Origin of the sequence: Streptomyces sp. NPDC001339 (assembly GCF_042895955.1) — a bacterium.
GTDB lineage: Bacteria > Actinomycetota > Actinomycetes > Streptomycetales > Streptomycetaceae > Streptomyces.
The window spans coordinates 1-24,610 of record NZ_JBIAWT010000027.1; the positions used below are offsets into that span (position 1 = coordinate 1).

At 70.0% G+C, this 24,610-nt stretch carries 23 protein-coding genes, 1 tRNA gene and 2 pseudogenes; 13 read left to right on the forward strand and 13 right to left on the reverse strand.

Annotation, left to right across the window (positions count from 1 at the left end):
* The 8 genes and pseudogenes from ACFY12_RS35345 to ACFY12_RS35380 form a co-directional block, all read right to left on the reverse strand.
* A pseudogene (locus ACFY12_RS35345) lies at positions 1-416 on the reverse strand (two-component sensor histidine kinase); the annotation flags it as partial.
* Between the two features lie 264 nt (positions 417-680).
* A complete protein-coding gene (locus tag ACFY12_RS35350) occupies positions 681-2,639 on the reverse strand; it encodes an ABC transporter ATP-binding protein (protein WP_390720096.1) in 1,959 nt (652 codons plus the stop codon).
* A gap of 210 nt (positions 2,640-2,849) precedes the next feature.
* Complete coding sequence (locus tag ACFY12_RS35355; protein ID WP_390720097.1) at positions 2,850-3,014, reverse strand: hypothetical protein; 165 nt, start codon at positions 3,012-3,014, stop codon at positions 2,850-2,852.
* Between the two features lie 468 nt (positions 3,015-3,482).
* Positions 3,483-4,652 (reverse strand): hypothetical protein, encoded by a 1,170-nt coding sequence (locus ACFY12_RS35360; protein ID WP_390720098.1) that lies wholly within the window; start codon positions 4,650-4,652, stop codon positions 3,483-3,485.
* A gap of 143 nt (positions 4,653-4,795) precedes the next feature.
* Positions 4,796-7,162 carry a UvrD-helicase domain-containing protein gene (locus ACFY12_RS35365; protein WP_390720099.1) on the reverse strand — a complete coding sequence of 789 codons (2,367 nt, stop codon included), beginning with the start codon at positions 7,160-7,162 and terminating at the stop codon, positions 4,796-4,798.
* A gap of 204 nt (positions 7,163-7,366) precedes the next feature.
* Positions 7,367-9,766 carry a germacradienol/geosmin synthase gene (locus ACFY12_RS35370; protein ID WP_390720100.1) on the reverse strand — a complete coding sequence of 800 codons (2,400 nt, stop codon included), beginning with the start codon at positions 9,764-9,766 and terminating at the stop codon, positions 7,367-7,369.
* Positions 9,767-9,961: 195 nt separating this feature from the next.
* Positions 9,962-11,023, reverse strand: coding sequence for a RimK family alpha-L-glutamate ligase (locus tag ACFY12_RS35375; protein WP_390720101.1), 1,062 nt, complete (start codon positions 11,021-11,023; stop codon positions 9,962-9,964).
* Positions 11,020-12,060, reverse strand: coding sequence for a RimK family alpha-L-glutamate ligase (locus ACFY12_RS35380; protein ID WP_390720102.1), 1,041 nt, complete (start codon positions 12,058-12,060; stop codon positions 11,020-11,022). The genes ACFY12_RS35375 and ACFY12_RS35380 overlap by 4 nt, the downstream gene beginning before the upstream one ends.
* 229 nt (positions 12,061-12,289) lie before the next feature.
* On the opposite strand from ACFY12_RS35380, the gene ACFY12_RS35385 reads away from it, so the two are divergent.
* The 3 genes from ACFY12_RS35385 (at position 12,290) to rocD (ending at position 15,138) form a co-directional block, all read left to right on the forward strand.
* Positions 12,290-12,832 carry an Lrp/AsnC family transcriptional regulator gene (locus ACFY12_RS35385; protein ID WP_390720103.1) on the forward strand — a complete coding sequence of 181 codons (543 nt, stop codon included), beginning with the start codon at positions 12,290-12,292 and terminating at the stop codon, positions 12,830-12,832.
* Between the two features lie 237 nt (positions 12,833-13,069).
* Positions 13,070-13,882, forward strand: a complete 813-nt coding sequence (ddaH, locus tag ACFY12_RS35390; protein ID WP_390720104.1) for a dimethylargininase — start codon at positions 13,070-13,072, stop codon at positions 13,880-13,882.
* Positions 13,879-15,138, forward strand: a complete 1,260-nt coding sequence (rocD, locus tag ACFY12_RS35395) for an ornithine--oxo-acid transaminase (protein WP_390720105.1) — start codon at positions 13,879-13,881, stop codon at positions 15,136-15,138. The genes ddaH and rocD overlap by 4 nt, the downstream gene beginning before the upstream one ends.
* Before the next feature lie 52 nt (positions 15,139-15,190).
* On the opposite strand, the gene ACFY12_RS35400 is transcribed toward rocD, so the two are convergent.
* Entirely contained in the window at positions 15,191-15,844 is a 654-nt protein-coding gene (locus ACFY12_RS35400) for a TetR/AcrR family transcriptional regulator (RefSeq protein WP_390720106.1), read from the reverse strand.
* A 146-nt stretch (positions 15,845-15,990) separates the two neighbouring features.
* On the opposite strand from ACFY12_RS35400, the gene ACFY12_RS35405 reads away from it, so the two are divergent.
* Positions 15,991-16,440, forward strand: a complete 450-nt coding sequence (locus ACFY12_RS35405; RefSeq protein WP_390720107.1) for a nuclear transport factor 2 family protein — start codon at positions 15,991-15,993, stop codon at positions 16,438-16,440.
* Here ACFY12_RS35405 and ACFY12_RS35410 read toward each other — a convergent pair.
* On the reverse strand, positions 16,430-16,642 hold the full coding sequence (locus ACFY12_RS35410; protein ID WP_390720108.1) for a DUF397 domain-containing protein: 213 nt from the start codon (positions 16,640-16,642) through the stop codon (positions 16,430-16,432). The genes ACFY12_RS35405 and ACFY12_RS35410 overlap by 11 nt on opposite strands.
* Positions 16,635-17,432, reverse strand: coding sequence for a helix-turn-helix domain-containing protein (locus ACFY12_RS35415; RefSeq protein ID WP_390720109.1), 798 nt, complete (start codon positions 17,430-17,432; stop codon positions 16,635-16,637). Before ACFY12_RS35415 ends, ACFY12_RS35410 begins: the two co-directional genes overlap by 8 nt.
* 81 nt (positions 17,433-17,513) lie before the next feature.
* On the opposite strand from ACFY12_RS35415, the gene ACFY12_RS35420 reads away from it, so the two are divergent.
* From ACFY12_RS35420 to ACFY12_RS35440, 5 genes are all read left to right on the forward strand, one after another.
* Entirely contained in the window at positions 17,514-17,867 is a 354-nt protein-coding gene (locus ACFY12_RS35420) for a hypothetical protein (RefSeq protein ID WP_390720110.1), read from the forward strand.
* 178 nt (positions 17,868-18,045) lie between these two features.
* On the forward strand, positions 18,046-18,399 hold the full coding sequence (locus tag ACFY12_RS35425; RefSeq protein ID WP_390720111.1) for a hypothetical protein: 354 nt from the start codon (positions 18,046-18,048) through the stop codon (positions 18,397-18,399).
* 198 nt (positions 18,400-18,597) lie between these two features.
* Positions 18,598-19,671, forward strand: a complete 1,074-nt coding sequence (locus ACFY12_RS35430; protein WP_390720112.1) for an NAD(P)-dependent alcohol dehydrogenase — start codon at positions 18,598-18,600, stop codon at positions 19,669-19,671.
* Between the two features lie 248 nt (positions 19,672-19,919).
* Positions 19,920-20,216 (forward strand): type II toxin-antitoxin system VapB family antitoxin, encoded by a 297-nt coding sequence (locus tag ACFY12_RS35435; protein ID WP_006604254.1) that lies wholly within the window; start codon positions 19,920-19,922, stop codon positions 20,214-20,216.
* 177 nt (positions 20,217-20,393) lie between these two features.
* Positions 20,394-21,056, forward strand: coding sequence for a LytR C-terminal domain-containing protein (locus ACFY12_RS35440; RefSeq protein ID WP_390720113.1), 663 nt, complete (start codon positions 20,394-20,396; stop codon positions 21,054-21,056).
* A gap of 141 nt (positions 21,057-21,197) precedes the next feature.
* On the opposite strand, the gene upp is transcribed toward ACFY12_RS35440, so the two are convergent.
* Positions 21,198-21,833 carry a uracil phosphoribosyltransferase gene (upp, locus tag ACFY12_RS35445; protein WP_390720114.1) on the reverse strand — a complete coding sequence of 212 codons (636 nt, stop codon included), beginning with the start codon at positions 21,831-21,833 and terminating at the stop codon, positions 21,198-21,200.
* A gap of 394 nt (positions 21,834-22,227) precedes the next feature.
* On the opposite strand from upp, the gene ACFY12_RS35450 reads away from it, so the two are divergent.
* The 4 genes from ACFY12_RS35450 (at position 22,228) to ACFY12_RS35465 (ending at position 24,019) form a co-directional block, all read left to right on the forward strand.
* Positions 22,228-22,473, forward strand: coding sequence for a hypothetical protein (locus tag ACFY12_RS35450; RefSeq protein ID WP_390720117.1), 246 nt, complete (start codon positions 22,228-22,230; stop codon positions 22,471-22,473).
* Between the two features lie 211 nt (positions 22,474-22,684).
* The gene (locus ACFY12_RS35455; RefSeq protein ID WP_390720115.1) at positions 22,685-23,209 is read left to right on the forward strand and encodes a hypothetical protein; all 525 of its coding nucleotides are present in this window, start codon (positions 22,685-22,687) and stop codon (positions 23,207-23,209) included.
* Between the two features lie 97 nt (positions 23,210-23,306).
* Complete coding sequence (tadA, locus tag ACFY12_RS35460) at positions 23,307-23,849, forward strand: tRNA adenosine(34) deaminase TadA (RefSeq protein WP_390720116.1); 543 nt, start codon at positions 23,307-23,309, stop codon at positions 23,847-23,849.
* Between the two features lie 80 nt (positions 23,850-23,929).
* A tRNA-Ser gene (locus tag ACFY12_RS35465) sits at positions 23,930-24,019 on the forward strand.
* Positions 24,020-24,221: 202 nt separating this feature from the next.
* Here ACFY12_RS35465 and ACFY12_RS35470 read toward each other — a convergent pair.
* Positions 24,222-24,610 (reverse strand): annotated as a pseudogene (locus tag ACFY12_RS35470) (hypothetical protein); the annotation flags it as partial.

Consider the following 24,610-nt stretch of genomic DNA (forward strand, 5'->3'; position numbering starts at 1 on the left):
TGCGCCGTCCGCGTGATCCGCCCCAACGGCGCCAGCACCCGCCCCGCCATCGCATAACCGAACGCGAACGCCACCACCGTCAAACCCAGCAACGCGGTCAGCAGGGAGCGGTTGAGGAAGGTATGGAGTGCGAGGGTGCGCTGGTCGCGGATGCAGCTGCCGATCGCCGCATTGATGTCGTCGACCGAGCCGAGGGAATCGGGGGAGGTGGGGGAGCCAGCCGGCGGCAGGCCGGGGCAACTGATATTGCCCACCCTGAGGTTGGCGCCGAAGACCCTGAATTCCGGTGTGCTCGCTTTAAGGGTATTGGCGGCGATGAAGCAGATGATCGTGAGCAGGATGATGCCGGCCATCAGGAACATGCCGCCGTACAGCAGCGTGAGCCTGATGCGGATGGTGGGCCGCAGCCACGGCACCGTACGGCGGTGCGGCTCAGGACTCCCGGTGGGGGCCGGGGGTTCGGTCAGTGGTGCGGTCAGTGGTGCGGCGCGGTTGATCGGTAGGTGAGGGATGGGTGCGGGCACCGCTGGTCCTTCCTCAGATGCCTTAAAGCACCTGAAAGCTGCTGAGCGTCACCCATCGTGCCCATAAAGGCCGTAAGTCGGCAGTAAGCGAGTAAGCGAATCAGTGAGTAGGCGAATCAGTGGTGAGTAGGCGAGTGGGCGAGTAAGCGACGGGCTTCAGAGCGCTTTGCTCCTGGCGGTGAGTGGCAGCTCGCTGTCGTATGCGCGTCCAGGTGCGTCGTACCCGCGTCCGGGCGTCTGGGGCGTCTGGGCCAGGAACAGCTGGGCGTACAGGCCGTGTTGAGTGAGGAGCTGGTGGTGGGTGCCCGATTCGACGAGGTGCCCCGCGTCGAGGACGAGGATGAGGTCGGCGTCCGTGGCGAGGTCGAGGTCGTGGGTGATGACGAGAGTGGTACGGCCCTCGGCGAGGCGGCGCAGGGGGGTGAGGATGCGCTGGGTGGCCAGGATGTCGAGGCCGGTGGTGGGCTCGTCGAGGACGAGTACGGGGGCGTCCCGCAGCATGGCGCGGGCGATGGCGATGCGCTGCAGCTGGCCTCCGGAGAGGCGGGCGGTACCGGGGGTGATGACGGTCCGGTAGCCCTCCGGGAGGGTGGAGATGAAACCGTGGGCGTCGGCGGCCTCGGCGGCGTGGACGACCTCCTGGTGGGTGGCGCGGGGGTGGGCGCGGCCGGAGGCGATGTTCTCCTCGACAGTGTCGTGCAGGACGAGCGTCTCCTGGGGCAGCAGGGTGATGTTCCGGCGGAGCTGGGCGAGCGGGAGATGGTTCACGGGGATGCCGTCCAGGTGGATGCTGCCGGAGTCGGGGTCGTAGAAGCGGAGCAGCAGTGCGGCGAGGGTGGACTTGCCGGCGCCGCTCGGGCCCGTGATGACGAGGAGTTGCCCGGGGACCGCGGTGAAGGAGAGGTCGTTGAGGACGAGGGCGTCGGCCGGGCTGCCCGGGTAGTGGAACGTGACGTGGCGGGCCTCCAGCTCACCTATGGCGCGGTGACGGCGCGGCAGGGCGAGGAGGGAGACGGCGGACGGGGACGGGTCGTGCACGGCGGGGCGGGCGTCGAGGATCTCGAGCAGCCGCTCGGCGCCGGCGGTCGCCTCGGTGGCGGTCAGCCCGAGCTGGCCCAGTGAGCGGATCGGCGGGTAGAGGTAGCCGATGAACGCGGCGAAGGCGAGCAGCTGGCCGAGGGTCATCCGTCCCGCGGCGATCTCCCAGGCCCCGAGGCCGATGATGGCCAGTACGCAGAGGGTTTCCAGGAGCTCGACGACCTGCACGTACAGCGAGTTGAGGCGGGCGCTGGTCACCGAGGCACGGAACCAGGTGCGCGCCTGCCGGTCGAGCCGCCCCTCCTCGTCGTGCTGCCGGTTGTAGGCCTGGGTCAGGACGACGTTGACCAGGCCTTCCTCGACGACCGAGGTGATGGCGCCGTCCGCGGCACGCTCGCGGCGGGAAAGCTCTTTCACGCGCCCGGTGAAGCGGTGGGTGGCGAACCAGAAGACGGGGGCCAGGACGAAGGTGGCCAGCGCCATGTCCCAGCGCAGCCAGAGGGCGGCGCCGGCGTAGAGGATGATGCCGAACAGGGCGGTGGCCAGTTGGACGAGACCGCTGACCACCAGCTCCTCGATGGCGTCGATGTCTCCCGTCAGCCGTTCGAGCAGGTCACCGCGGCGGTTGCGCTGGAAGAAGTGCGGCGGCAGCGTCTGGAGGTGGCCGAAGGTCCGGGCGCGCAGGCGCATCACGAAGCGCTCGGCGGTCCACGCGGCGAGCGAGCTGCCGAGGTAGCCGACGGCCGCGCCGAGGACGGCGACGCCCAGCCACAGTCCGGCCGGCTGCCAGAAGGCGCTGACCGAGCCCTTCTGCAGGGCGTTGTCGGTGAGTTGGGCGAAGAGGAGGATGGCCACCGTCTCGGTGAGCGCTGCCGTGATGGCGGCCAGGCAGACCAGCGCGATCCAGCGCCGGTCGCCACGCGTCAGGGGCCAGAAGCGGCGGAGCGCCTCCCGGATGCCGACGCGTCGGGTGCGGATCGTGGCGTCCGTCAGGTGCGCCAGATCCGTCCGGTCCGTCATGGAGTCCCACAGGCCGATGCGGCCAACAGGCGGGATTCCGTCGGCTTGTTGGGGCATGGTCGCGGGCCATATCGTCGGCGCCGCAGCGGGCCGGACAGCAGATCGACGAGTCGGCCCCGCTGGGCTGGTCAGGGAGTGGGCCGATGGGTCCCGGGGCTCAGCGGCCCGGACCCCAACCCACGAGGCGGACCCGCGCGGAACGCGGGTCAGCCTCGACTCAGAGCATTCAGAGCTTTGGGTCAGTCTCAGTCACGAACGCCTTACACCTTACTTGCGTCCGTGGCCGCCTTTGTTGCGACCGTACCCGTGGCCATATCCGCCACGGCCGTATCCGCGGCCACGCCGCCGTCCACGACGACCGCGGTCGTGGTCGTCACGGTCCCAGTCGTCGTCACAGCCGCTCTTGCGGTTGAAGACTTTCCGGAAGCTCATACCTGCCTCCTTGATCGTTCCTTGCTGACGAGCCGCTTCCGGATCGGGATGAGCCGCCGTCTCCGGCTGCGTCAGCGCCTCAACTCCCAAGCTACGTCGACCACCTACCCACCAACAAGGAAATATGGGTGAAAATTCAGACAAAATTGCAAATTCCCCCCACAACCTCGGAGGGTGCCGGATCGTCACGCTCCGCGTCCACGGCCCACGCCGGACCGCCACATGGGCGCACGCAGCCCGACCAGGCATCTTTCACCCTCCGTAGCCAGCACGGGACTTGACGGCCCGATGCGCCGATGCGCCGATGCGCCGTCGTGCCCATATGAGCACGACGGCGCATGTGCACGTGAGCACGACGGCGCATGTGCACGGGCCCGTGCAGACCCACGCAGGCCCGTGCAGACCCATGCGGGCCCGCGCAGGCCCATGCAGGCCCATGCAGAGCTATCTGCTGCACGATCCGCTGCGTCACTTCACCTTGCGGGCAGGCAGTGCGGACTTGCGGGCAGGCGGTGCGGACTTGCGCACGGGAGGCGCGACCTTGCGTGCGGGAGGCGCGGACTGCGGCCACATCTCCACGTCATCCATCCCGGCGTTGTCATCCATCCCGGACTTCTCGTCGTGGGGGTCGAACTTGGCGAACTCATGGGGCTTCTCGTGGTGGGGTTCGTGGGGCTTTTCGATGTGGTCGGGGTGGGGGGTCTCGATGTGGTCGGGGTGCGGCGGGTGGGGGGTTTCGATGGGCTCGAGGGGTTCGAGGTAGGGCGGGTGAGGCGGCTCGATGGGGTCGACGTGGACCTTGCAGTGGATGTGGCACTTCTCGTGGTCGTGATGATGGTGATGGTGGTGTTTGTGGTGGTGCTTATGGTGCTTATGGTGATGGTGATCGTCGCCACCCGGCAGGCGCTTGTTCTGCGGGCTGACAAACGGGGATACGGGGGTCGGCAGGAAGCCGAACGGCGCCGGTGAGCGGGTCACCATCGGGGAACTGGCGGCCGACGAGGAGCTGGACGCCACCGGAGAACCGGACATCACCGGAGAACCGGATACCGCCGGGGGGCGTGCGGGGTCGGGATACGGGCGGTCGGAGCGAGCCGGGGAGCGCGAAGGGGCAGGGGAGCCCGGAGGGGCCGGCGTGGGGTTCACGGAGGGGCCCGCGGATGCGGACGGGTCCGGGCGGTCCGGCGCATCGCGGCGGTCGGGAGGCTCGCGGCGGCCGGGAGGATCACGGTGGTCCGACGGGGCCGAGGAGAAGTCATCCGACGGTGCGGGAGAGTCGGGCGGATAGTCGCCGGGCCCGGGCTCCGAGGGTTCCGGGGCGCTGTCCGGGTCGAGCTGCAGGCTCCCGTACGTCTTGAATCGCGCCGCGTCACCGGAGCGCACGACGGCCATCGCCTTCCCCTTGCAATTACGTGAGGACCACAGGATGAGGTCGAGCGGGGTGTCGTTGACCACCTCGCCGCCCCCGGCTCCGAGGCCGTAGCAATGGTCGTCACCGGGGTCGAGGATCCGGTACTCCTTGTTATGCGGCCGCATGTGGAAGGTGATGGTGCCGGTCGTGGCCTGGGCTCCACTGAAGGGTACGAACGCGGCGAGCGCCGTCCCCGTGGCGGCCGCGGCGCCCAGGTAAAAGGTCATGTGTCGCATGGCCCGACAGTTCCCTACGGCATATCGGACTATTCATACGGAATGGGATATTCACCCGCGTCCACACCGGCCGCCACGCCGCCCTTCGTATCGCCCTCCGCGTCGGCCTCCGCATCGCCCCTCGTCCTCCCCCCTCACCCCCCGCCCTCGGCCGGCCGCACGGTCCCCAGCCACAGCACGTCCCGGGCCCGGGTCATGGCCACAAAGAGCTGACTGCGCGCCAGCTCACCACGTTCACGGGCGGCATCTCCCTGCCCGCCCTCGGCCGGTTTGGTGTCGGCCGTCAGGTGGGCGTCGTACCGGGGCAGATAGACGCGCTTGAATTCAAGGCCCTTGGCTCGCCGGTAGCTGCCGAGTTTCACGGCCTCGACCGGGTGCCCGTCGTACTGCTCCAGCAGGCAGACCCGGATCCCGGCCCGGGTGAGCAGCCGCCGGTAGTGGTCGATGGCGCGCTTGGACGGGCACAGTACGGCCGAGCCGGCCAGATCCTGCGGGGGCAGGGCGCACAGCGCGGAGAGCAGGGCCTCGTCGTGCGCGGCCCGGGTCGGCAGGGCGGCGCGCTGCACCCGGCCGTGATGGTAGGTCAGGTCGATGTCCCGCCGGCCCGGAGTGTGCCGGCCGTCGATGTCCTCGAAGGCGTCATCGGCGACGACGGACAGCGCGGCGTCCACGATCTCCTTGCTGTTGCGGTAATTGGCGCGCAGCACCTGTCCGCGGTCGCCACGGATGTCGATACCGGCGTCCGAGAGCCGGAACCCGCCCGGGTAGACGGCCTGTTGCCCGTCGCCCACCAGCAGCAGCCCGTTGGGGCTGTCCCCGACCAGGGCGTGCAGCAGGCGCACCCCGACGAGGGTGAGGTCCTGGACCTCGTCCACCACGACGGCCCGGTAGGCGGAGTGGCCGGTGCGCCCGGACGCCTCCGCCAGGGCGAGCGAGAGGACGTCGTTGAAGTCGTGCACCGCGCGCTCGACGCGCTCGGCCTCGTACGCCTCGTACAGCTCCCAGACGGCCTTCCGGTGCGGGCGGCGGAGGCCCGCGCGGCGGCGACGGCGGGCCAGCGCGGCGTACTCCTCGAAGGAGGTGACGCCGCGGCCCTTGATGACGTAGTCGATCTCCTCCTGCCAGTAGCGGGGCAGCGGGTCGATCTCGGCGAGGCAGCTGTCCCGGCCGACGCGCTTCCAGGCCAGGCTGAAGGCGGTCTCCGCCTTGTCCCGGTGCAGGCGGACGGGGACACCGCGGGCGTGCAGATACTCCTGCGCCCAGGAGTGCAGGCTGCGGAAGTCGACCCGGTCGGCCACCGCCGGGGCCAGGGTGGCGAGGAAGGTGGCCTGTACACGCGGCAGGTTGTTGGCGAAGGTGACGTACAGGACCCGGCCGTTGGTGCGCTGGGCGAGGTAGGCCGCGCGGTGCAGGCCGACAACTGTCTTGCCGGTACCGGCCGGGCCGCTGATCCGGGCGGGACCGGCCCAGTTGCGGCGTACGAGGGCGAGCTGGTCCGGGTCGAGGAAGGTCATCCACTGCTCGACGGGGGCCCGGCGGGCGGTGTCGAGCGCGGCCTCGCGCAGGCCGTCGAGGTCGAAGAGGCCGTCATCGTGGCGTACGGACGGGGTGCCGGCGGGTGCGGACCGGGGGGCGGTGGCCCCGGACCGGGTGTCGGCGGACGCGGGCCGGGCGCCCACCGGCTCGGACCGGGCGCCGCCGTGCTCGGACCGGGTAGAGGGATGTGCGGTTCGGGGGCGGGCGGGGTTCTCGTACTCAGAGCGGGCCGGGTCCTCGTATTCGGAACGGGCCGGGTCCTCGTACTCAGAGCGGGCCAGGTTCTCGTACTCGAAACGGGCCGGGTCCTCGTATTCGGGGAAGAACCGCCCCAGGTGTTCGGTCAGGGCACGGACCGAGGCCATTGACAGCCGGGTGCGCTCCGACAGCAGTGCCGGGCCGATCTCCCGCTCGCCCAGCAGCCGCACCCGGCCCACTTCACCGTCGACCCGCTGCCCGGCGAAGGCCATCAGCGGCCGCACCGCCACGGGGGACATGCCCAGGGACGCCACCGCGCCCTCGGCGGTCTTCGTGACCGCGAGCAGCTTGCGGCGGTGCTCGTCGCGGGAGAAGCCGCCGGCCCGCAGCCGGCCGCAGGACGCCTCCGGTGCGGCCCGCCACTTCTTGACGTCGATGACGAAGACGCCGCCGGGCCCGATCAGCAGCATGTCGACGTTGGCCGCCCGGGTGCCCGGCCAGCGCCGGTCCACCAGCAGCCGCCAGCCCCTTTCGGTCAGCATCAGCAGCTGGGCGACGATGCGCTGCTCCCCCTCGCTCGCCGCCTCCCAGCGTGCGGCGGCCCGCTGCCGGGCGGCCCGCCACTGTTCCCGTAACAGGCGCTCCTGCCTCCGGGCATCCTGCGCCTGCCGGGACGCCGAACCGCCCGCCGAACCGCCCCGTGCCGAACCACCCCGTGCCGAACCGCCACGCGCCCTGCCGCCGCCCGAGCCGCTCCCTGTCGCCATCGCTCGCCCCCTCGCCACTGGCCCCGCGCCTACTGCCGGCTCCGCCATCTGCGGGGCCATGAACCATAGGTCCGTGGCACATGACGCGACAGCGCGCACGGGAGGAGCACAGGGGCATGGCACGGGACGGTGCGCCATGCCCCTGTGCAGTCGCGCAGTCATGCAGCCGCGCAGCCGTGCAGCCGCGCAGCCGCGCAGCCGCGCCTACCCCACGCTCGCGACCGCCCGCTGGAAGAGCCGGGCCGCGGACGTGCCCAGCCCCGTCGGCGCGGCCAGCCGGCCCGGAGAGCCCTGCGGATGGCGTAGCTCGGGCTCGATATAGCGGCGGCAGCCCCGGTGCCAGTTCAGGATTCCGGCCATCCAGTTCTCCAGCTCGTGCACATAGCCGTCCAGCGCCTCACGCGCCCCGGCCGAGAGGCCGAAGTCGTCGTAAACGACCGGCAGTTGTTCCGCGGCGACGTGCTGGAACTCCCGCAGACGGGAGGTCATGAGGTCCGTGATGATGGCCAGCCCGGTCGGGTAGTCGCAGTCGAAGAAGGTCTGGACGACCAGGATGCCGTTGTGCACCTCGCCCTCGTACTCGACCTCCTTCTGGTACGAGAAGACGTCGTTCACCAGGCAGGCGAAGTCGGCGGCGGAGTTCTCCAGCGAGCGCAGCGCGCCGGTGCGGTAGATCTCCGGCGGGACCTGCCGGCCGTGGCCGATGCGGCTGAGGGCCATGGTGAGATCGGAGCCGAAGGTCGCCCGGCGCATCTCGATGTAGTCGACGGGGTCGGGGACGCGGCTCTGGACCTGGTTCTCGATCTCCCAGAGCCAGCCGGCCGTCATGGTGTCGACGGCCTGGCGGAAGGTGCGGCGCGCCGCGGGCGTCATCGGTCCCGCGGTGCGCGTCCACAGATCCGCGAGTCCCCGGTCGAGAGCGTTGACCGGTTCCGGTGTGGGGGCGGAGAGGTCGAGCGGCATGAACGCCGACAGCCGCTCGGTGCACACCTTGGCCGAGACGATGTCCCTCGTCCGCCCGAAGACCTGCGGGTAGTAGTCGTCCGCGTACGTGCCCCAGGCCAGCCACTGGGAGCCCAGGTCGAGTTGCTCCGGGGTGGCGTCCGGGTGGAGGCCGGCCGCGCAGAGCGCCAGGTCGTACCGGACCATCGCCGGCTCGTCCCATACGTCGGAGAGCGGCACGCCGGGCTGCGGCTGGAGCATGCCCATACGGTGAGCCCACTCGATCAGCCTGCGACGGGCGCCCTCCAGGTGGGGGCTGAGGCTGAGTGGGAACGGCATGGGGATGTCGGGGATCCGCGACGGCCCGACCTGCTGGTGCGGGATGTGGGTATGGCTGCGGAAGCGGTGCGCACCGGCCGTGGCCAGGGCCGCTTTCAGATCCGCGGCGGAGGTGCCGGGACCACCGACCCGGGACGGTGACCAGGGCCGTGCGGCGGCCGGGACCGGCAACGAAGGCCATGCGGCGTCAGCCGAGGCCGGCCAGGCCGGCGACCGAGGCTGGACCGACCAGGGCTGGACCACCGACCAGGGCTGGACCGACCGAGACTGGACCGGCCAGGGCTGTACCGACCCAGGCTGTACAGCGGCGCGGGAAGCCGCCCCGCCGCCGTTCATGTAGCGGCTGGAGCGCATATGCCATTCATGGCCGCCCGACTGCCAGTCCTGCAGCCCCTTGGCGTACGCCAGCACCTCCGCGCAGGACCCGGGGTCCAGCCCCTTCTCCAGGAAGAGCGCCGGCAGCTCCATGACCAGGGTGTTCTCGAACTGCTGGAGCCGGGAGGTGATCAGTTCGTTGACGGCGTTCGCGGCCTCCTGGGTGGTGCAGCCCAGGAAGGTCTCCAGCACCAGGACGCCATTGCTCAGCTCGCCCTCGTTCTCGGTCTCCCGCTGGTAGGAGAAGAGGTCGTTGCGCAGGTGGACGCCGTCGGCGAAGGTGTCGCGCAGCACCCGCAGCGGGCGCGTTCCCGCGACGACGGCCGGGACCTCGGCCCCGGTCGCGTACTCCACCAGGCCCGCCGACCAGGGCGCACCGCCCACCTTGCGGCGCATCTCGATGTACTCGACGGGGTTGGGCACCCGGGCGATATTCATGTTGGACAGTTCCCACAGCGATTCATTGAGCAGGTGCTCGGTGCTCTCGGCGAACCGTTTCCGCCAGGCCATCGACATCTGCGGCACGGTGCGCGCCCACAGGTCGGCGAGCCCTGCCTCGACCGGGTTGGCCGGCTCGGGCACGGGCGTGGCGTCGTCCATCGGCATGAAGGCGGGCAGCCGGTCGAGGTACTCCTTGCCACCCTCCCGGTCCAGCGTCCGCTTGAACTTCTCCAGGAAGTGGTCGTCGAAGAAGAAGACCCAGACGTACCAGTCGGTCACCAGCGAGAGCGCATCGGCGTCGCAGTCCGGGTGGGTGTACGAGCAGAGCAGCGCGTAGTCGTGGGCGTCGAGGTCGTTCTCGTCCCAGATTCCCGAGCCCTCCAGCATCCCCATGTCCCGGGCCCACGTCTTGGAGTGCGTACGCGCCGCCTCCACATGCGGATTCAGCCGCGCCGGATAGGGCGTGTAGAACTCGGGCAGTTCAAACGGCTGCGCTGACGGTGTCACTGGCCTCTCCCCTGCGTACGGCGTACGGACGTGACGGAGGGAAGGCGCACCGGACCGGACCGGCACACCGGACCACGCCGCCCCCCTGCCGGGGCAGCGCTACCCTGCCGTTCGGCGCACTAGGCCTTATGGAGGAAGAGGTTCCGCCAACCCGCGCATTGGGTCCGATCAGCTCCGATCAGCTCCGCTCGGCGATCACCTCCACGCCACTTCTGACACCTTTCCTTCGTCCCGCATCGCGGTACGAATTCCTCCGTCCCGCTTGGCCGTACGGATTCCTCCATCACCCATGGCAGTACGGCTTCCCCCGTCGCCCATGGCGGTACGGCTTCCCCCGTCACTCATGGCGGTACGGCTTCCTCCGTCACCCATGGCGGTACGGCTTCCTCCGTTCCGCATCGCAGTACTGAGGGCGAGCTCCGCCAGGGCCTCGGGCGCTCCCGCCTGGCCACGAATGCCGGGGAAGGCGTTGATGTCCACGATCAGCGGTGCACCTCCACCCGCGTCGAGGACGTCCACGCCATAGACATCCAGCTCGAAGACCTCGCCGACCCGGAGCACGGCCTCCACCCAGGCCGCCGGCAGCTCCGCGACCGGCAGCGGCAGCGTGCCTCCCCGCCCCTCCGGGGACAGCTCCGAGCGGCGCAGCCCGGCGAAGAGCCGTCCCGCGACCACCCACAGCTTGTGATCCCATCCGCTGTTCGCCGTGAACTCCTGTACCACCACTGGCTCTTCGGGCCAGTCGGCGGCCAGCTCGCGCAGCCGTACCGCGCCGTCGGCCCGGGCCACCAGGTCATGGCGCCGGCTGTTCCGGCTCTTGATCACCAGCGGGACGGGCGGCTCCCCTGCCGCGGCCAGCTCGCGCGGTGTCATCACGGCGAGGGTCCGGGCGAACGGCAGTCCGGCCGCGCGGGCCCGCTCCGCCATCTCCACCCGGTCCTGGCAACGGGCCGTCGCGGCAGCCGAGTTGATGACGCGCGCGCCGGACTCCTCCAGCCGGGCGGCGAGCGCGAGCGCGCGGGGCGTACGAGCCTTGAGGAGGTAGACATCGGCCGGCCCATGGCACGCCCCCTCCGGGCCCAGACGCACCTCCTCGCGCTCCGGTCCGAGGCGCACCACCTCCTCACGCTCCGGACCGAGGCACACCACCTCATGCTCCGGATCCAGGTGCACCACCTCATGCTCCGGCGTCAGCAGGCGGGTAACCGCCACCAGCACCGGATGACCGGGATTCGCGGTGATCAGGCCGACCTTCACCGCTCACCGCCGATACCCGTAGTGGTAGTGGTAGCCCTAGCCGTGGTCGTAGCCGTAGTCGTAGCCGTCAGCGGGGCGCCGAGCGGGCCGGTCGCCGCCGCCATGGAAGCGGCCAGGTCCGGGACCGGACGCGGCTCGCCCGGGACCGGACACGGCTCGTTCCCCCTACGGGCGAGACGCAGTACGGCAGCGGATACCCGGGCGACCGCGTCCGGCACCTGGCGGAAGCTGGGGAAGTCGTTGATGTCGACGACCACCGGTCCGTCCGGCCCGAGCAGGATGTCCACCCCGTACAGATCGAGGCCGAAGACGGTGCCCACCTCCTCGGCGATCCGGGCGACCTCCGGCGTGAGCGGGACCTGGCGTTCCGTCACGGCGTGCCCGGGGTGCAGCGGGGAGCACCGCTCGGTGGCGTACAGCTCACCGGCGACGCAGTACACCTTCAGATCCGTACCGGAATTGGGCACATACGGCTGAGCGATCAGCAGCCCCCCGGCCGCCCCGGCCGCCCCGGCCGACACCCCCAGCAGGTCCGGCGACTCGACCAACCGCTCTGCCGACTCGACCAACCCGTCCGGCGATTCCACCAACCGGTCCGGCGACTCCACCAGCCGGACCGCGCGCCCCGAGCTGCCATCCGCGGGCTTCACCACGAGCGGGTACTCCGCCTCGGGTATCGCCGCGAACTCCTCGGCCCGCGCCGCCGCGTACGTCACCGGGACCGGCAACCCGTGGGCCCGGGCCAGCACCGCGGCCAGCGCCTTGTCGCGCACTCCGCGGATCGCGCGGACGTCGTTCACCGTCGGCAGCCCGACGGCGGCCGCGGCTTCCAGGAGGGTCAGCCCCGGGCCGCCGGAGACCGTCTTGAGGACCCAGGCGTCATGGCTGCCCGCCCGTATCGCCTCGGATATGGGGATCAGCGAACGGCCGGGCCACAGCACGTCCACCTGATGGCCCCAGGCGCTGAGCTGGCCGATCACATCCAACGGCATGCCGTCGTAGCGGTACTGCTCCTCCACCAGGAAGCAGAGTCTCATCGATGCACCCTCATCGTCGCCGCACGCCCGTCCACCGTCCGCCCGGCAGATCCACGACGCACCAGGATCCCACGGAGAGATCGGCAAGCCCCGGACAGCCCCCGCCCGCCGCTACACCCGGTACGCCCCCGGTACGCCCCCGGCGGTGCTTGGCTGGACCCGCGACGGCGGGACATCATCCTCAGGCGAACCAACCGCCCCACCACCACGCCCGATTGCGAGCCGCCCCATGCCCCAGAAGGACGCGCCCTTCGACGACCTCGACCGGAAGATCATCACGGCGCTGATCGACAACGGCCGGGCGAGCTTCGCGGAGATCGGGACGGCCATCGGGCTGTCGGCGACCGCGGTCAAGCGACGGGTGGACCGACTGCGGGAGAACCGCGTGATCACGGGGTTCGCCGCGACCGTGCAGCCGGCCGCGCTGGGGTGGCTGACCGAGGCGTACGTTGAGGTGTACTGCGACAGCGCGGCACCGCCACGGCGGCTGGCCGAGGTGGTGCGCAACCATCCGGAGATCGCCGCCGCGATGACCGTGACCGGTAACGCCGATGCGCTGCTGCACGTCCGGGCGACCGATGTCGAGCACTTCGAGGAGGTGCTCGAACGCATCCGGACCGAACCGTTCATCCGCAAGACGATCAGCTACATGGTGCTCTCCCATCTGCTCCCGGACAGCCCGGAGGCAGGCGCCCGACGCTCCTCAACCCAGTCCTCGCCCCCGTCCGCGACCCGGCCCGCGAGAAGCGACGCAGGAAAGACCCGTTCATAGGCCCGGATACGCAGGTTTCCTGCGCAGATGCGCATCATTCCGTTCTTGTGGCCGGAAGAGGCGCTTTCTTACCGTAGATGCACCGCGGGTGACGATCAGTGATGAGTAATGAGTGACGGCTGACGACTGATGGCTGACGGCTGACGGCTGACGGCCGACTACTGACCGTCACCCCCGCATGTCATGTCCCGTACACCACCCCCATCGAGGAAATCGAGGAAGCGGAGGGATAGTTCTGTGCTGACGAGTCGCGTGCCGAGCCCACGGCGCTATCTGGTCTGCGCGCCCACACATTTCGACGTGCACTACGCCATCAACCCCTGGATGCGGAGAGACGCGCCGGTCGACCGGGATCTGGCCGCCCGCCAATGGGACACCCTGATCCGCACGTACCGCGAGTACGGCCACACGACGGAGTCCGTGCCCCCGGTCCCCGGCCTGCCGGACATGGTGTTCGCGGCAAACTCGGCGGTCGTCATCGACAACCGGGTCTTCGGCTCACACTTCCACGCGCCGGAGCGGCGGCCCGAATCCCTCGCGTACGAGACCTGGTTCAAGGCCGCCGGATTCGATGTCTACCGGCCGGAGTCGGTGTGCGAGGGCGAGGGCGACCTGGTCCCCACCCGCCGCTACCTGCTGGCCGGCACCGGGTTCCGCACGGCACGGGACGCACACCACGAGCTCCAGGAGTTCTTCGGCGTGCCGACCATCAGCCTGCGGCTGGTGGACCCGTACTTCTACCACCTCGACACCGCGCTCTTCGCTCTCGACGCCGACAACATCGCGTACTACCCCGAAGCGTTCTCGCCCGGCTGCCGCGAGGTCCTCGCCCGCCTCTTCCCGGACGCCGTACGCGCGACCCGCGACGACGCCATGGCCTTCGGCCTCAACTCCGTCTCCGACGGCCGGCAGGTCTTCATCGCACCGCAGGCCACCGGCCTGATCGACCAGCTCGCCGCCCGTGGATACATCCCCGTCCCCGTCGACCTGTCCGAGTTCCACAAGGCCGGCGGCGGCATCAAGTGCTGCACCCAGGAGATCCGCTCATGACCGCTCCCACCCGCATCGCGCCCGTATCCGTATGCACGCCCCGTTCGTCACGTGCGCCCCGTTCCTCCGACGAGCTGATCCAGGCCGAACGCCCCGTCCTGGCGCACAACTACCACCCGCTGCCCGTGGTCGTGGCGCGCGCCGAGGGCGTCTGGGTCGAGGACGTCGAGGGGCGCCGCTACCTCGACATGCTGGCCGGCTACTCGGCGCTCAACTTCGGCCACCGGCACCCGGCTCTCATCGAGGCCGCGCACCGCCAGCTCGACCAGCTGACCCTCACCTCCCGCGCCTTCCACAACGACCGGCTCGCCGGCTTCGCCGAGAGCCTGGCCGACCTGACCGGCCTGGACATGGTGCTCCCGATGAACACCGGCGCCGAGGCGGTGGAGAGCGGCATCAAGGTCGCCCGCAAGTGGGCGTACGACGTCAAGCACGTCCCGGCGGACCAGGCGACGATCGTGGTCGCCGGCGGCAACTTTCACGGCCGTACGACGACGATCGTGGGCTTCTCCGACGACGACACCGCCCGCGTCGGCTTCGGCCCCTTCGCCCCCGGCTTCCGCACCGTCCCCTACAACGACCTCGCCTCGCTGGAAGCGGCCGTGGACGAGACGACCGCCGCGGTGCTCATCGAGCCCATCCAGGGCGAGGCCGGGGTGATCATCCCCGACGAGGGCTATCTCACCGGCGTACGCGAGCTGACCCGGCGGGCCGGGTGCCTGTTCATCGCCGACGAGATCCAGTCCGGGCTGGGCCGGACCGGCACCACTCTGGCCGTCGACCACGAGTCCGTCGTCCCTGACGTCCTCCTCCTCGGCAAGGCCCTCGGCGGAGGCATCGTCCCGGTCTCCGCGGTCGTCGCCCGCCGCGAGGTGCTCGGCGTCCTGGGGCCGGGTCAGCACGGGTCGACGTTCGGCGGCAACCCGCTTGCGGCGGCGGTCGGTTCGGCCGTTGTCGAGCTGCTCGCCACCGGCGAGTTCCAGACCCGCGCCGCGGAACTGGGCGCGGAGCTGCGCTCCGGCCTGGCCGCGCTGACCGGCAAGGGGGTGACCGGCTTCCGTGCCCGCGGCCTGTGGGCCGGCGTCGACATCGACCCCGCCCTCGGCACCGGCCGCGAGATCAGCGAACGCCTCCTGAAGGAAGGCATCTTGGTGAAGGACACCCACGGCTCGACGATCCGGCTGGCCCCGCCCCTGACCATCACGAGCGAGGAACTGTCCTCCGCGCTGGACTGCCTGGCGCGGGTGCTGGCCTAGTTCCAGCTCGAGTTCTCTACCCTGCCCGATGGGTCATGGCCTGTCCGATGGGTCAGGGTCGGCCCCGCAGGCCCGTACTCGCCGCCGACAGCAGACTCTCTGCGGCGGTCAGGGCCTGCCGGGCCGCATCGGGATCCCCCGTGATCGCGGCAGCAGTGATCGCACCGTCAACCAGCAGAGCCAACTGCCCGGCCAGTGCGGCAAGTTCGGCGGGCTCGGCCGGTTCGACCGATTCGACCAGTTCAGCCGGTCCGGCCGGTTCGGCGGCAGGCAGGGCGTCCCGCACAAGGCCCGTCATATACGCAAGCAGCGCAGCCTTGTGCTCCCGGGCGGCCCGCGCCACACCATCCGCCGTCGCCCCCATCTCCCCGTACGCGTTGATGAACGCACAGCCACGGAAGCCGGGCTCCAGGAACCAGCTGCGCAGCCAGTCGAAGACCGCGAGCGGACGCGCCGCCGGAGCACCACCGCACTCGGTCACGTACGCGGTCACGTACGCGGAGAGCTCGGCGCGCCAGCGCGCGTCACGCCGCCGCAGATACGCCTCGACGAGGTGCTGTTTGGCAGGAAAACACTGGTAGAGGCGCTTGAGCGACACCCCGGCGGCGGACCGCAGTTCGTCCATCCCGACGGACTGAATCCCGCGCTCGTAGAACAGCTTCTCCGCGGCATCGAGTATCCGCGTCCGGGCTTCGTCGTGGTCCATGGCACTTCCATCTGGTCCGTCCGGGCCGTCCCGGGGCTTCCCGAGAGAACGATCGTTCTCTACACTAGCCGAACTAGCAGAGAACGACCGTTCTCTCGTTCTCCCTGCTGGTCGAGATCGAAGTCGAGGCTGAGAAGGAGCCCGCCATGGCACCACGCCCACCCTTCCCCCCGTTCGACGAGAAGAGCGCGCTACAGAAGGTCCAGGCGGCCGAGGACGCCTGGAACACCCGCGATCCGGAGCGGGTCGCCCTCGCCTACACCGAGGACTCGGTCTGGCGGAACCGCGACACCTTCCTCACCGGCCGGGCCGAGATCGTTGCGTTCCTGCGCCAGAAATGGGCCCGCGAGCTGGACTACGCGCTCCGCAAGGAGCTCTGGTCCTTTCACGGCAACCGGATCGCGGTGCGCTTCCAGTACGAGAGCCATGACGCGGACGGCCAGTGGTGGCGCAGCCACGGCAACGAGCTGTGGGAGTTCGATGAGTACGGCCTGATGCGCCGCCGCGAGGCCGGCATCCACGACATCGCCATCGCGGAGTCCGACCGACGCATCTTCGGCCCCCGCCCGGCGGAGGCAGAAGCGCTCAGGCCGTAGCTTTGACGGTCGCGATGAAGCAGGCCCAGGCAGCGACCGGGAAGACGATGGCCGGGCCATGCGGGTTCTTGGAGTCACGGACGGGGACGCCGGAGGAGTAGCCGTCCGCGACCTCCACACAGCTGCCCTCGGATGAACCGCTGTACGACGACTTGCGCCAGCCCGTCAGCGTGGAGGCATCCGGGATCGTGTGCTCAGCCATGGTGTCCGTATTCCTTCGCTGTCGCTCTCAGCAGAGCAAGTGACTCTTTCCGCGGCAGTGCATCGCCTAGTGCGAGATGGTAGACGTCCTGGAGTTGTCGGACCATGGCCGGGTCGTCATGCACCTTGCCCGTACGCATGGCTTCGACGTAGGCCACTGGTGGCTGGTCCTCGAACCACATCAGCGTGAGCATGCTTTCCAGAAGGGGATGCTCACCCAGGGCAAACGGCATCACATGCACGCGCACGCGCTCGTCCTCAACCAGGCGGCACACGTGCGTGATCTGCTCCGCCATCACATCGGGGGAACCGATCGGACGCCGCAGCACAGCCTCGTCCAGCAACGCCCACACCAGGGGCGCGTTCGGGTTGGCGAGGATCTTTGCACGCCCAAGCCGTGTGACGACAGCCTGGTCACATTCCTCGTCGCTCAGCGGAGGGAATCCGACCCGCAAAACCGCTCGTGCATACCTCTCCGTTTGCAGGATGCCGGGCATGTAGGACAACGCGAACTCCCGGATCATCGAAGCCTGTTGTTCCAGCGCCAACGCCGCTTCGAAGTGGCTTCCGACTGGCCTCCCCTCTTCTCCCGGGCGGAAACTACTGAGCACATTCCCCGTGTTCAGGGCGTCGTCCAGCCGCCTGGCATCCTCCTTGGACGGGATCCGGCGCCCCGCCTCGATGTGCGCGATGTGCGAGCGGGTCATCACCGCCTCGTCTGCCAGCTGTTGCTGGGTCAGGCCCGTCGACTCTCGTTGCTCGCGGAGCCAGTCCCCGTACGTACTGCCCATTTCGTCAACTCCTTGGCGCGAAAAGACTCGTCACACTCTGAGTACTAGCGAGGCTACTCGCCGTCACTGACAGTGGGGGCCGTGATCTACGACCCGGACAACCCCATGCAACCCGGCTCCGAGCTTCGTCTCCTGCCCTGGGTAACCGCCGTCGGCAATCCGTGCTTCCTGAACACCGACACCAGCGGCAGTAGCTATCTCGCCCGCAAGGCCGACGCGATGGAGGCGGAGCAGATGCGCGACGCCGCGGCCGTATTCGCCGACGCCGAAGCGGTGTTGGACGAGCAGACGGCGGGACCGCTCACGCTCCGGGTGACGCTCAAGCGGGCGAAGGAGGCGCTCGGCGACGCCCTCCGTATCGCGAACAGCAGGGGCGGGCGCCTACCTGCACCGAAGGATTACGACGAGGCGAATGAGGGCAGCGAGGAGGGCTAGCTCGTACAACGCTTCGAGCGGATCGTTTCGTCACGCCTCCTTGGTGTGACGGGACGCATCACCGGGCATACGGGGCCGCCGCCTGGGCAACCCACCTTCCGCCCGAGAACTTCCGCACGATGAAAGGAAATCAACGGAAATCGACGGGCTCAACGGAATGCAAGGAAGGACTGCTGTCATGCGTCTTCGCCGTACCGTCGCCGCTGCCTTCGGCGCCCTCACGCTCGCGCTGACCCTGCCTGCCGCCTCGGCCGACGCCGCCACCGGGCGCTTCACCTATGTGTTCAAAGGCCCCGACGGGCCGGAGGTCGGCATGCTGATCGATCCGCCGAGCTATGAGTGCCTCACCCTGCCCGAAGCGGAGCTCACATCCGTTCCGCCCGCGCACTCGCCGCGGAATGCCACCAACTCAGGCGTAAGGGCCTTCAAGGGCCCCTACTGCACGGGGGATTACTTCGACCTCCGCCCGCACAACGGTTACGGCTCCAAACTGCTGAAGGTCCGCTCGGTGCTCTTCTACGATCACCCTTGATCGCAGAAGAGCACCTCGGAGAGGCATTCCGAGGCGTGATCCGAGGCCAGTAGCCGCAGCATCTCGGCCGGGGGCGACCCCGGCCGGCAGGGCAGAGTGGTCCTGGCAGGCAGGGTGGTCCTGGCAGTACTAGGCACGGCCTGCATACGTTCAAGGGTGCACTGGTTAGGAGAGCCGGGGCGAAGGATTCTCGGTGGCATGACCCACACCTCTGTTGCCTCTGCTACCGCTGTCTCCGCGTACGCCGCACCCGCCCCGAAGGCCCCCCTGGAGCGGATCACGATCCCGCGCCGGGAGCTGGGTGCTCACGACATCCTGATCGAGATCAAGTACGCCGGTATCTGCCATTCCGACATCCACACGGTGCGCGCCGAGTGGGGCGACGACGGGAACTTCCCGATCGTCCCCGGCCATGAGATCTCCGGTGTGGTCGCCGAAGTGGGCGCCGAGGTCAGCCGCTACGCGGTGGGCGACCGGGTCGGCGTCGGCTGCCTCGTCGACTCGTGCCGGGAGTGCGAGAACTGCCGGGCCGGCCTGGAGCAGTACTGCACGGGCGAACTGGGCATGGTCGGCACGTACAACGCGACCGGCCGGGACGGCGAACCCACGTACGGCGGCTACTCCACCCACCTCGTCGTCGACGAGAACTACGCCCTGCGCATCCCCGACGGTATTCCGCTGGACGCCGCGGCCCCGCTGCTCTGCGCCGGTATCACGCTCTACTCACCGCTGGCCCACTGGAAGGCCGGTCCGGGCAAGAAGGTCGCCATCGTCGGCCTGGGCGGCCTCGGGCACATGGGAGTGAAGATCGCGCATGCGATGGGCGCGGAGGTCACCGTGCTGAGCCAGTCGCTGCGCAAGAAGGACGACGGGCTGCGGCTGGGCGCGGACCACTACTACGCGACCTCCGACCCGGCCACGTTCGAGGCGCTGGCGGGCACCTTCGACCTGATCATCAACACCGTCTCGGCGGACCTGGACCTGGGCGCCTACCTCGGGATGCTGCGCACCGACGGCACCCTGGTCCAGGTGGGCGCACCGGAGAACCCGCTGTCGCTCTCGGCGTTCGCCCTGCTCGTGGGGCGGAAGTCGATCGCCGGATCGGCGATCGGCGGCATCCCGGAGACGCAGCGGATGCTGGACTTCTGCGGTGAGCACGGACTGGCCGCGGACATCGAAGTGATCGGCGCGGAGCAGATCAACGAGGCGTACGAGCGGGTGCTGGCGAGCGATGTCCGCTACCGGTTCGTGATCGATGCGGCGACGATCTGAGGCGCTCTGAGCTGAGCGCCCTTGTGCGGCCGGGGGCCAGTCGCGGAGAACGCTGCGAACGCGGCGGTAGCGGCCGGTCGCGGCGGCCGGGGGGCGGGGGCCGGGGCCGGGGGCCGGTCGCGGCAGTCGCATCCGGCCACCGCGGCCGGCCTCCGCCCCCGCCAATGATCCAAATTTGCGACCAATGATCCCTTTCTGCTGCTGCGGCATGGCTGCGCTCAGGGCCGGTCGCCCGGTAGGCTTTCCGTGTGATCTTCAAGCGCATCGGAAATGGGCGGCCGTACCCCGACCACGGCCGGGAGAGCACCCGCCAGTGGGCGGATGTCGCCCCGCGCCCGGTACGCCTCGACCAGTTGGTGACCACGAAACAGCAGCTCGATCTGGAGACGCTGCTCGCCGAGGACTCGACGTTCTACGGCGACCTCTTCGCGCATGTCGTGAAGTGGGAGGGCGACCTGTATCTGGAGGACGGTCTGCACCGCGCGGTACGCGCCGCACTCCAGCAGCGCCAGGTGCTGCACGCCCGCGTGCTCGAACTGGACTGACTGGACTCAGTGGACCGACTGGACTGACCGGACCGAAGGCCGTAAACCCCCAAAATCCCCATACGGCACGCACTCACTCCCACCCACCACATCCGAATTGACCCTTTTGGGTTGGGTCTCGCGCCACGCGTTGATCATCTAGTAGGCACGGCCTGTCACCCGCACTACGCTGCGGCCATGAGCATGCTGACGCCCCCTGGCATGGGCGGTAAGAACTACCGTGTCACGGGCGACAGGTATCCGCGGATGCGCCGTCCTCGGCACCGTCGCCGGATCGTCCTCACCCTCCTCGCCACCGTCTGTGCCCTCGGGCTGGTCGGCTGGGGGACGCTGCAGCTCATCGACGTCTTCGGCTTCGGCGGCGGCCGGAACGGCACCGCCCAGGCCGCCCAGGACAAGAAGCACTGCCCTGGGGGCGGCAAGGCGACGGCCGGAGCGCAGGCACAGCCCGCGGCACGGAAACCGCCCGCACCCGGCACGCTCACCGTCAATGTCCTCAACGCCACCGCGCGCGCCGGACTCGCCAAGCAGACCGCCGACGAACTCCAGAGGCGCGGCTTCAAGATCGGCAAGGTGGGCAACGCCCCGGCCGCCTACGACAAGAAGATCAAGGGCATCGGGATGCTGCTCGGCTCCCGGGCCGCCACCGACGGCCCGCTGAAGGTACTGGCCACCCAGCTCGCCGGCGCCCAGCAGAAGACCGACGACCGCAAGAACGCCGAGCTCGATCTGCTTCTCGGCGACACCTTCAAGGCCCTGGCCACCCCGCAGGCCGCCGCCAGGTCCCTGGCGCTGCTGACCCACCCGGCACCGGAGCCGTCGGCCGACGCGAAGTGCTGACCGTCCGGCCGCACGGAGGCCCCGGGGCGCCGGTGGCATGAACCGGGCCCCGCACCACCAAGGGCATGGTGCGGGGCCCGTACTCGCGATCAAACGGCCGGCCAGGTCCCCAGCCGGCCAGGTCCTCAGTCAGCCAGGTCCTCAGCCGGCGGTGCCGTACATGCGGTCGCCCGCGTCGCCCAGGCCCGGCACGATGTACCGGTCCGCGTTCAGCTGCTCGTCGACCGCCGCGGTGACCACCGTCACCGGCGTACCGGCCAGCTCCTTCTCCATGACCGCGACGCCCTCCGGCGCGGCCAGCAGGCAGATCGCCGTGACGTCGTCCGCACCCCGCTTGATCAGTTCGCGGATCGCCGCGACCAGCGTGCCGCCCGTGGCGAGCATCGGGTCGACGACGTACACCTGGCGGCCCGAGAGGTCGTCGGGCATCCGCGTGGCATACGTGTGGGCCTCGTAGGTCTCCTCGTTGCGGACCATGCCCATGAAGCCGACCTCGGCGGTGGGCAGCAGCCGGACCATACCGTCCAGCATGCCCAGACCGGCCCGCAGGATCGGTACGACCATGGGGCGGGGGTGCGACAGCCGCACACCGGTCGTCGCCGTCACCGGGGTCTCGATGTCGACCTGCTCGGTGCGCACATCACGGGTGGCCTCATACGCGAGCAGGGTCACCAGCTCGTCGGCGAGCCGCCGGAAGGTGGGGGAATCGGTGCGCTTGTCGCGCAGTGTGGTGAGTTTGTGCGCCACCAGCGGGTGGTCGACGACGTGGATCCGCATGACATCGACAGTAACCGAGCCGGAGAGTACCGGCGCCCGCCTTGCAGCGCCCGAAGGCCGCGCGCGGCCGCCCGGCCCGGCCGCGGTGGTACGGGCGACGGTACAGCTGGTACGGCCGCGGTACGGCCGCGGTACGACTCAGCCCGGCCGTCATCGGGCCGGCACCGAGCCGTCATCGGGTCGGCATCCATACAGCTTGGCTGGCACCAGACCGCCGAATCGCGGGAAAGTGGACACATACGCCCAATCGGCCGTCCGGTCGCCTGGCCGCCTCCTCTGGCCGTCCGTTCGCCTGGCCGTCCGCTCGTGGGCGAAGAACGCGCCCGTGGTGAGGTGCCCGAGGTGAGGTGCCCGAGGTGGTGTGCCCGAGGTGGTGTGCAGCGTGGCCGACCGTATGCGTAAGCGGACCGACGACACGTACGAAACAGTCCCTGGTGCCCCAGGCCCGCCCCCCGACGGGGAGGACGGTGCCGGTGCCGGTACCGGCGGTGCCGACACCGCGGCCGCGCGGCGTCGCCGCCGAGCGCAGTTCCTGCGGGAGCTGCACGAGGCCAAGGAGCTACGGGACCGGGTCCAGCCGCGCCGGGTACGGGCCGAGCGGATGCGCCAGGCCATGCGGATGCGGACATTCCGCTGGTAGCTGAGCGAGTTCCGCTACCAGCGGAACCGCTGCGCGCACCCGCCCGCGCTGCGGCACGTGAGCGACATCTCGCACAACCTCCGCACGACGCAGCGCCGAAGACACCGCGCAGACGCCATGTTTCTGCCACGATTCCGAAAGGGGCGGGACCAACGGCGCGCAGCGCCGCCCCGTCCGGCCCGGCACGCCTATGACCAGTGGGAGAGTCACGGTGTACTTCGCCGCACTGCTCGCGCGCACCGAAGACGGGTGGGAAGCGAGCGATACGGAGCTCGACAATGTGGAGACCCTGGCCGATCTGGCCGACCTGGCCCGCGAAACGGTGGGCGAGGACGAGACGGCGGTGGTGCTGATCGAGCAGGAGGACGCGTGGTTCGGCGTCGTCCGCGTGGACGGCGAGGACGACCCTCGCGTCTTCATCTCGAACGCGGCCGTCGCCACCCGCAGCTCGTACGGCACGATGCTGACCGACGAGCTGCTCGGCCACGAGGAGAGCGACACGGACGACCTGGACGCGCTCAACCTGGACGGCACGGAGGACGGTGAGCCCGATCAGGGGGAGGACGAGGCGGAGGACTCCGTTGCCGCCCGCGCCCCGCACGGCCCGCTCGGCGACGCCCAGCTCCTGGAGGACTTCGGCATCGACGAGAAGGTCCTGCTGGCCCTGGAGGGCGATGCGCTCAGCGACATCGCCGACATGATCGGCTGCTCGGACCTCCTGGAGGCCGTGAGGTAACTCCGGGATCGTTCCGGGATTGTCGAGGCCGCTCCGGGATTGTCCGGGAGCGGCCCCGGCACCGGACACCGGCGGCGCCGTCACCGACACTGGTGGCATGGCAGACCCCGTCCCCGCTCCCGCGCCCCGGACCGGCCCGTCCCCGGCACCGGTGCCCGACCCCCTGTCCGCCCCCTTGCCCGATCCCCTCCGTGACCCCTGGGTTGCGCCGATGCGGCGGGCGCTGGAGGAGGCCGCCCGCGCCCCCGGGACCGGTGACGTCCCGGTGGGCGCTGTCGTGCTGTCCGCGGACGGCACGATCCTGGGGACCGGCCACAACGAGCGCGAGGCCACCGGCGACCCGACGGCGCACGCCGAGGTCCTCGCCTTGCGGGAGGCGGCCCGTCATGTCGGCGAGTGGCGGCTGACGGGCTGCACCCTCGTCGTCACCCTCGAACCCTGCACGATGTGCGCCGGCGCGATCGTGCTCTCCCGGGTGGACCGGGTGGTCTACGGCGCCCGCGACGCCAAGGCCGGTGCCGTCGGCTCCCTCTGGGACGTGGTCCGTGACCGACGTCTCAATCACCGCCCCGAGGTCGTCACCGGCGTCCTCGAGGCCCAGTGCGCGGGCCTGCTCACCACGTTCTTCCGCGACCGCTGACCGGCGGCGCCCGGCAGTCCGCGGGATTCCGCCGGATTCCGATTTCGGCGCACGGCCACCCGTGGGCTAAGCTCTCTCTCGGTAGCGTGTCCGAGCGGCCGAAGGAGCACGCCTCGAAAGCGTGTGAGGGGGCAACCTCTCCGTGGGTTCAAATCCCACCGCTACCGCCAGTAACACCCCCCTGAACTGCGGAAATGCAGGCTAGGGGGGTGTTTGCGTGCTGCATGTGCAGCACGGCGGTGCTCCACATGGACGCACCGCGGCGTCCGCCTGACTCAATTCCCTTGAAACAAAGGGCCGGTTACGCCTGACCACAACAACGCAGAGCCTCTTTCCAGAGGGTGTGGGGTGGCCGCCGCCGAGTAACGCCGGCTAGGACCGCGTCGCTCTCCCGCACTTGTCCCCCAAGGACTCGCCCCGCCCGACCGGCGCGCTGCGGTCGTACGGGTCGACCTCCGTACCGGCCTCGTCCGCCCGGCGGTCCGTGCCGAAGGGCGGGATGAAGTAGCCCGTGGGGGTGCCGCAGCCGCCGTTGGTCATGTCGTACTTGTTCGAGACGATCGAGAACGTGCCCGGCTCGGTGATCACCTTGTCGGGGTCGTCCCAGCTCAGGACCAGCTCGCGCCGGACGATCGTGCGCACGATCTCGTCGCCGCCGCCCGCGTCCGCGCGGGTGACCGGGTAGACGAAGGTGACGTCGGCGGTCACCTGGAGCGCGCCGCGCTCGCCCTCCCGGTAGGTGAGCCTGCCCCGGGTCTTCA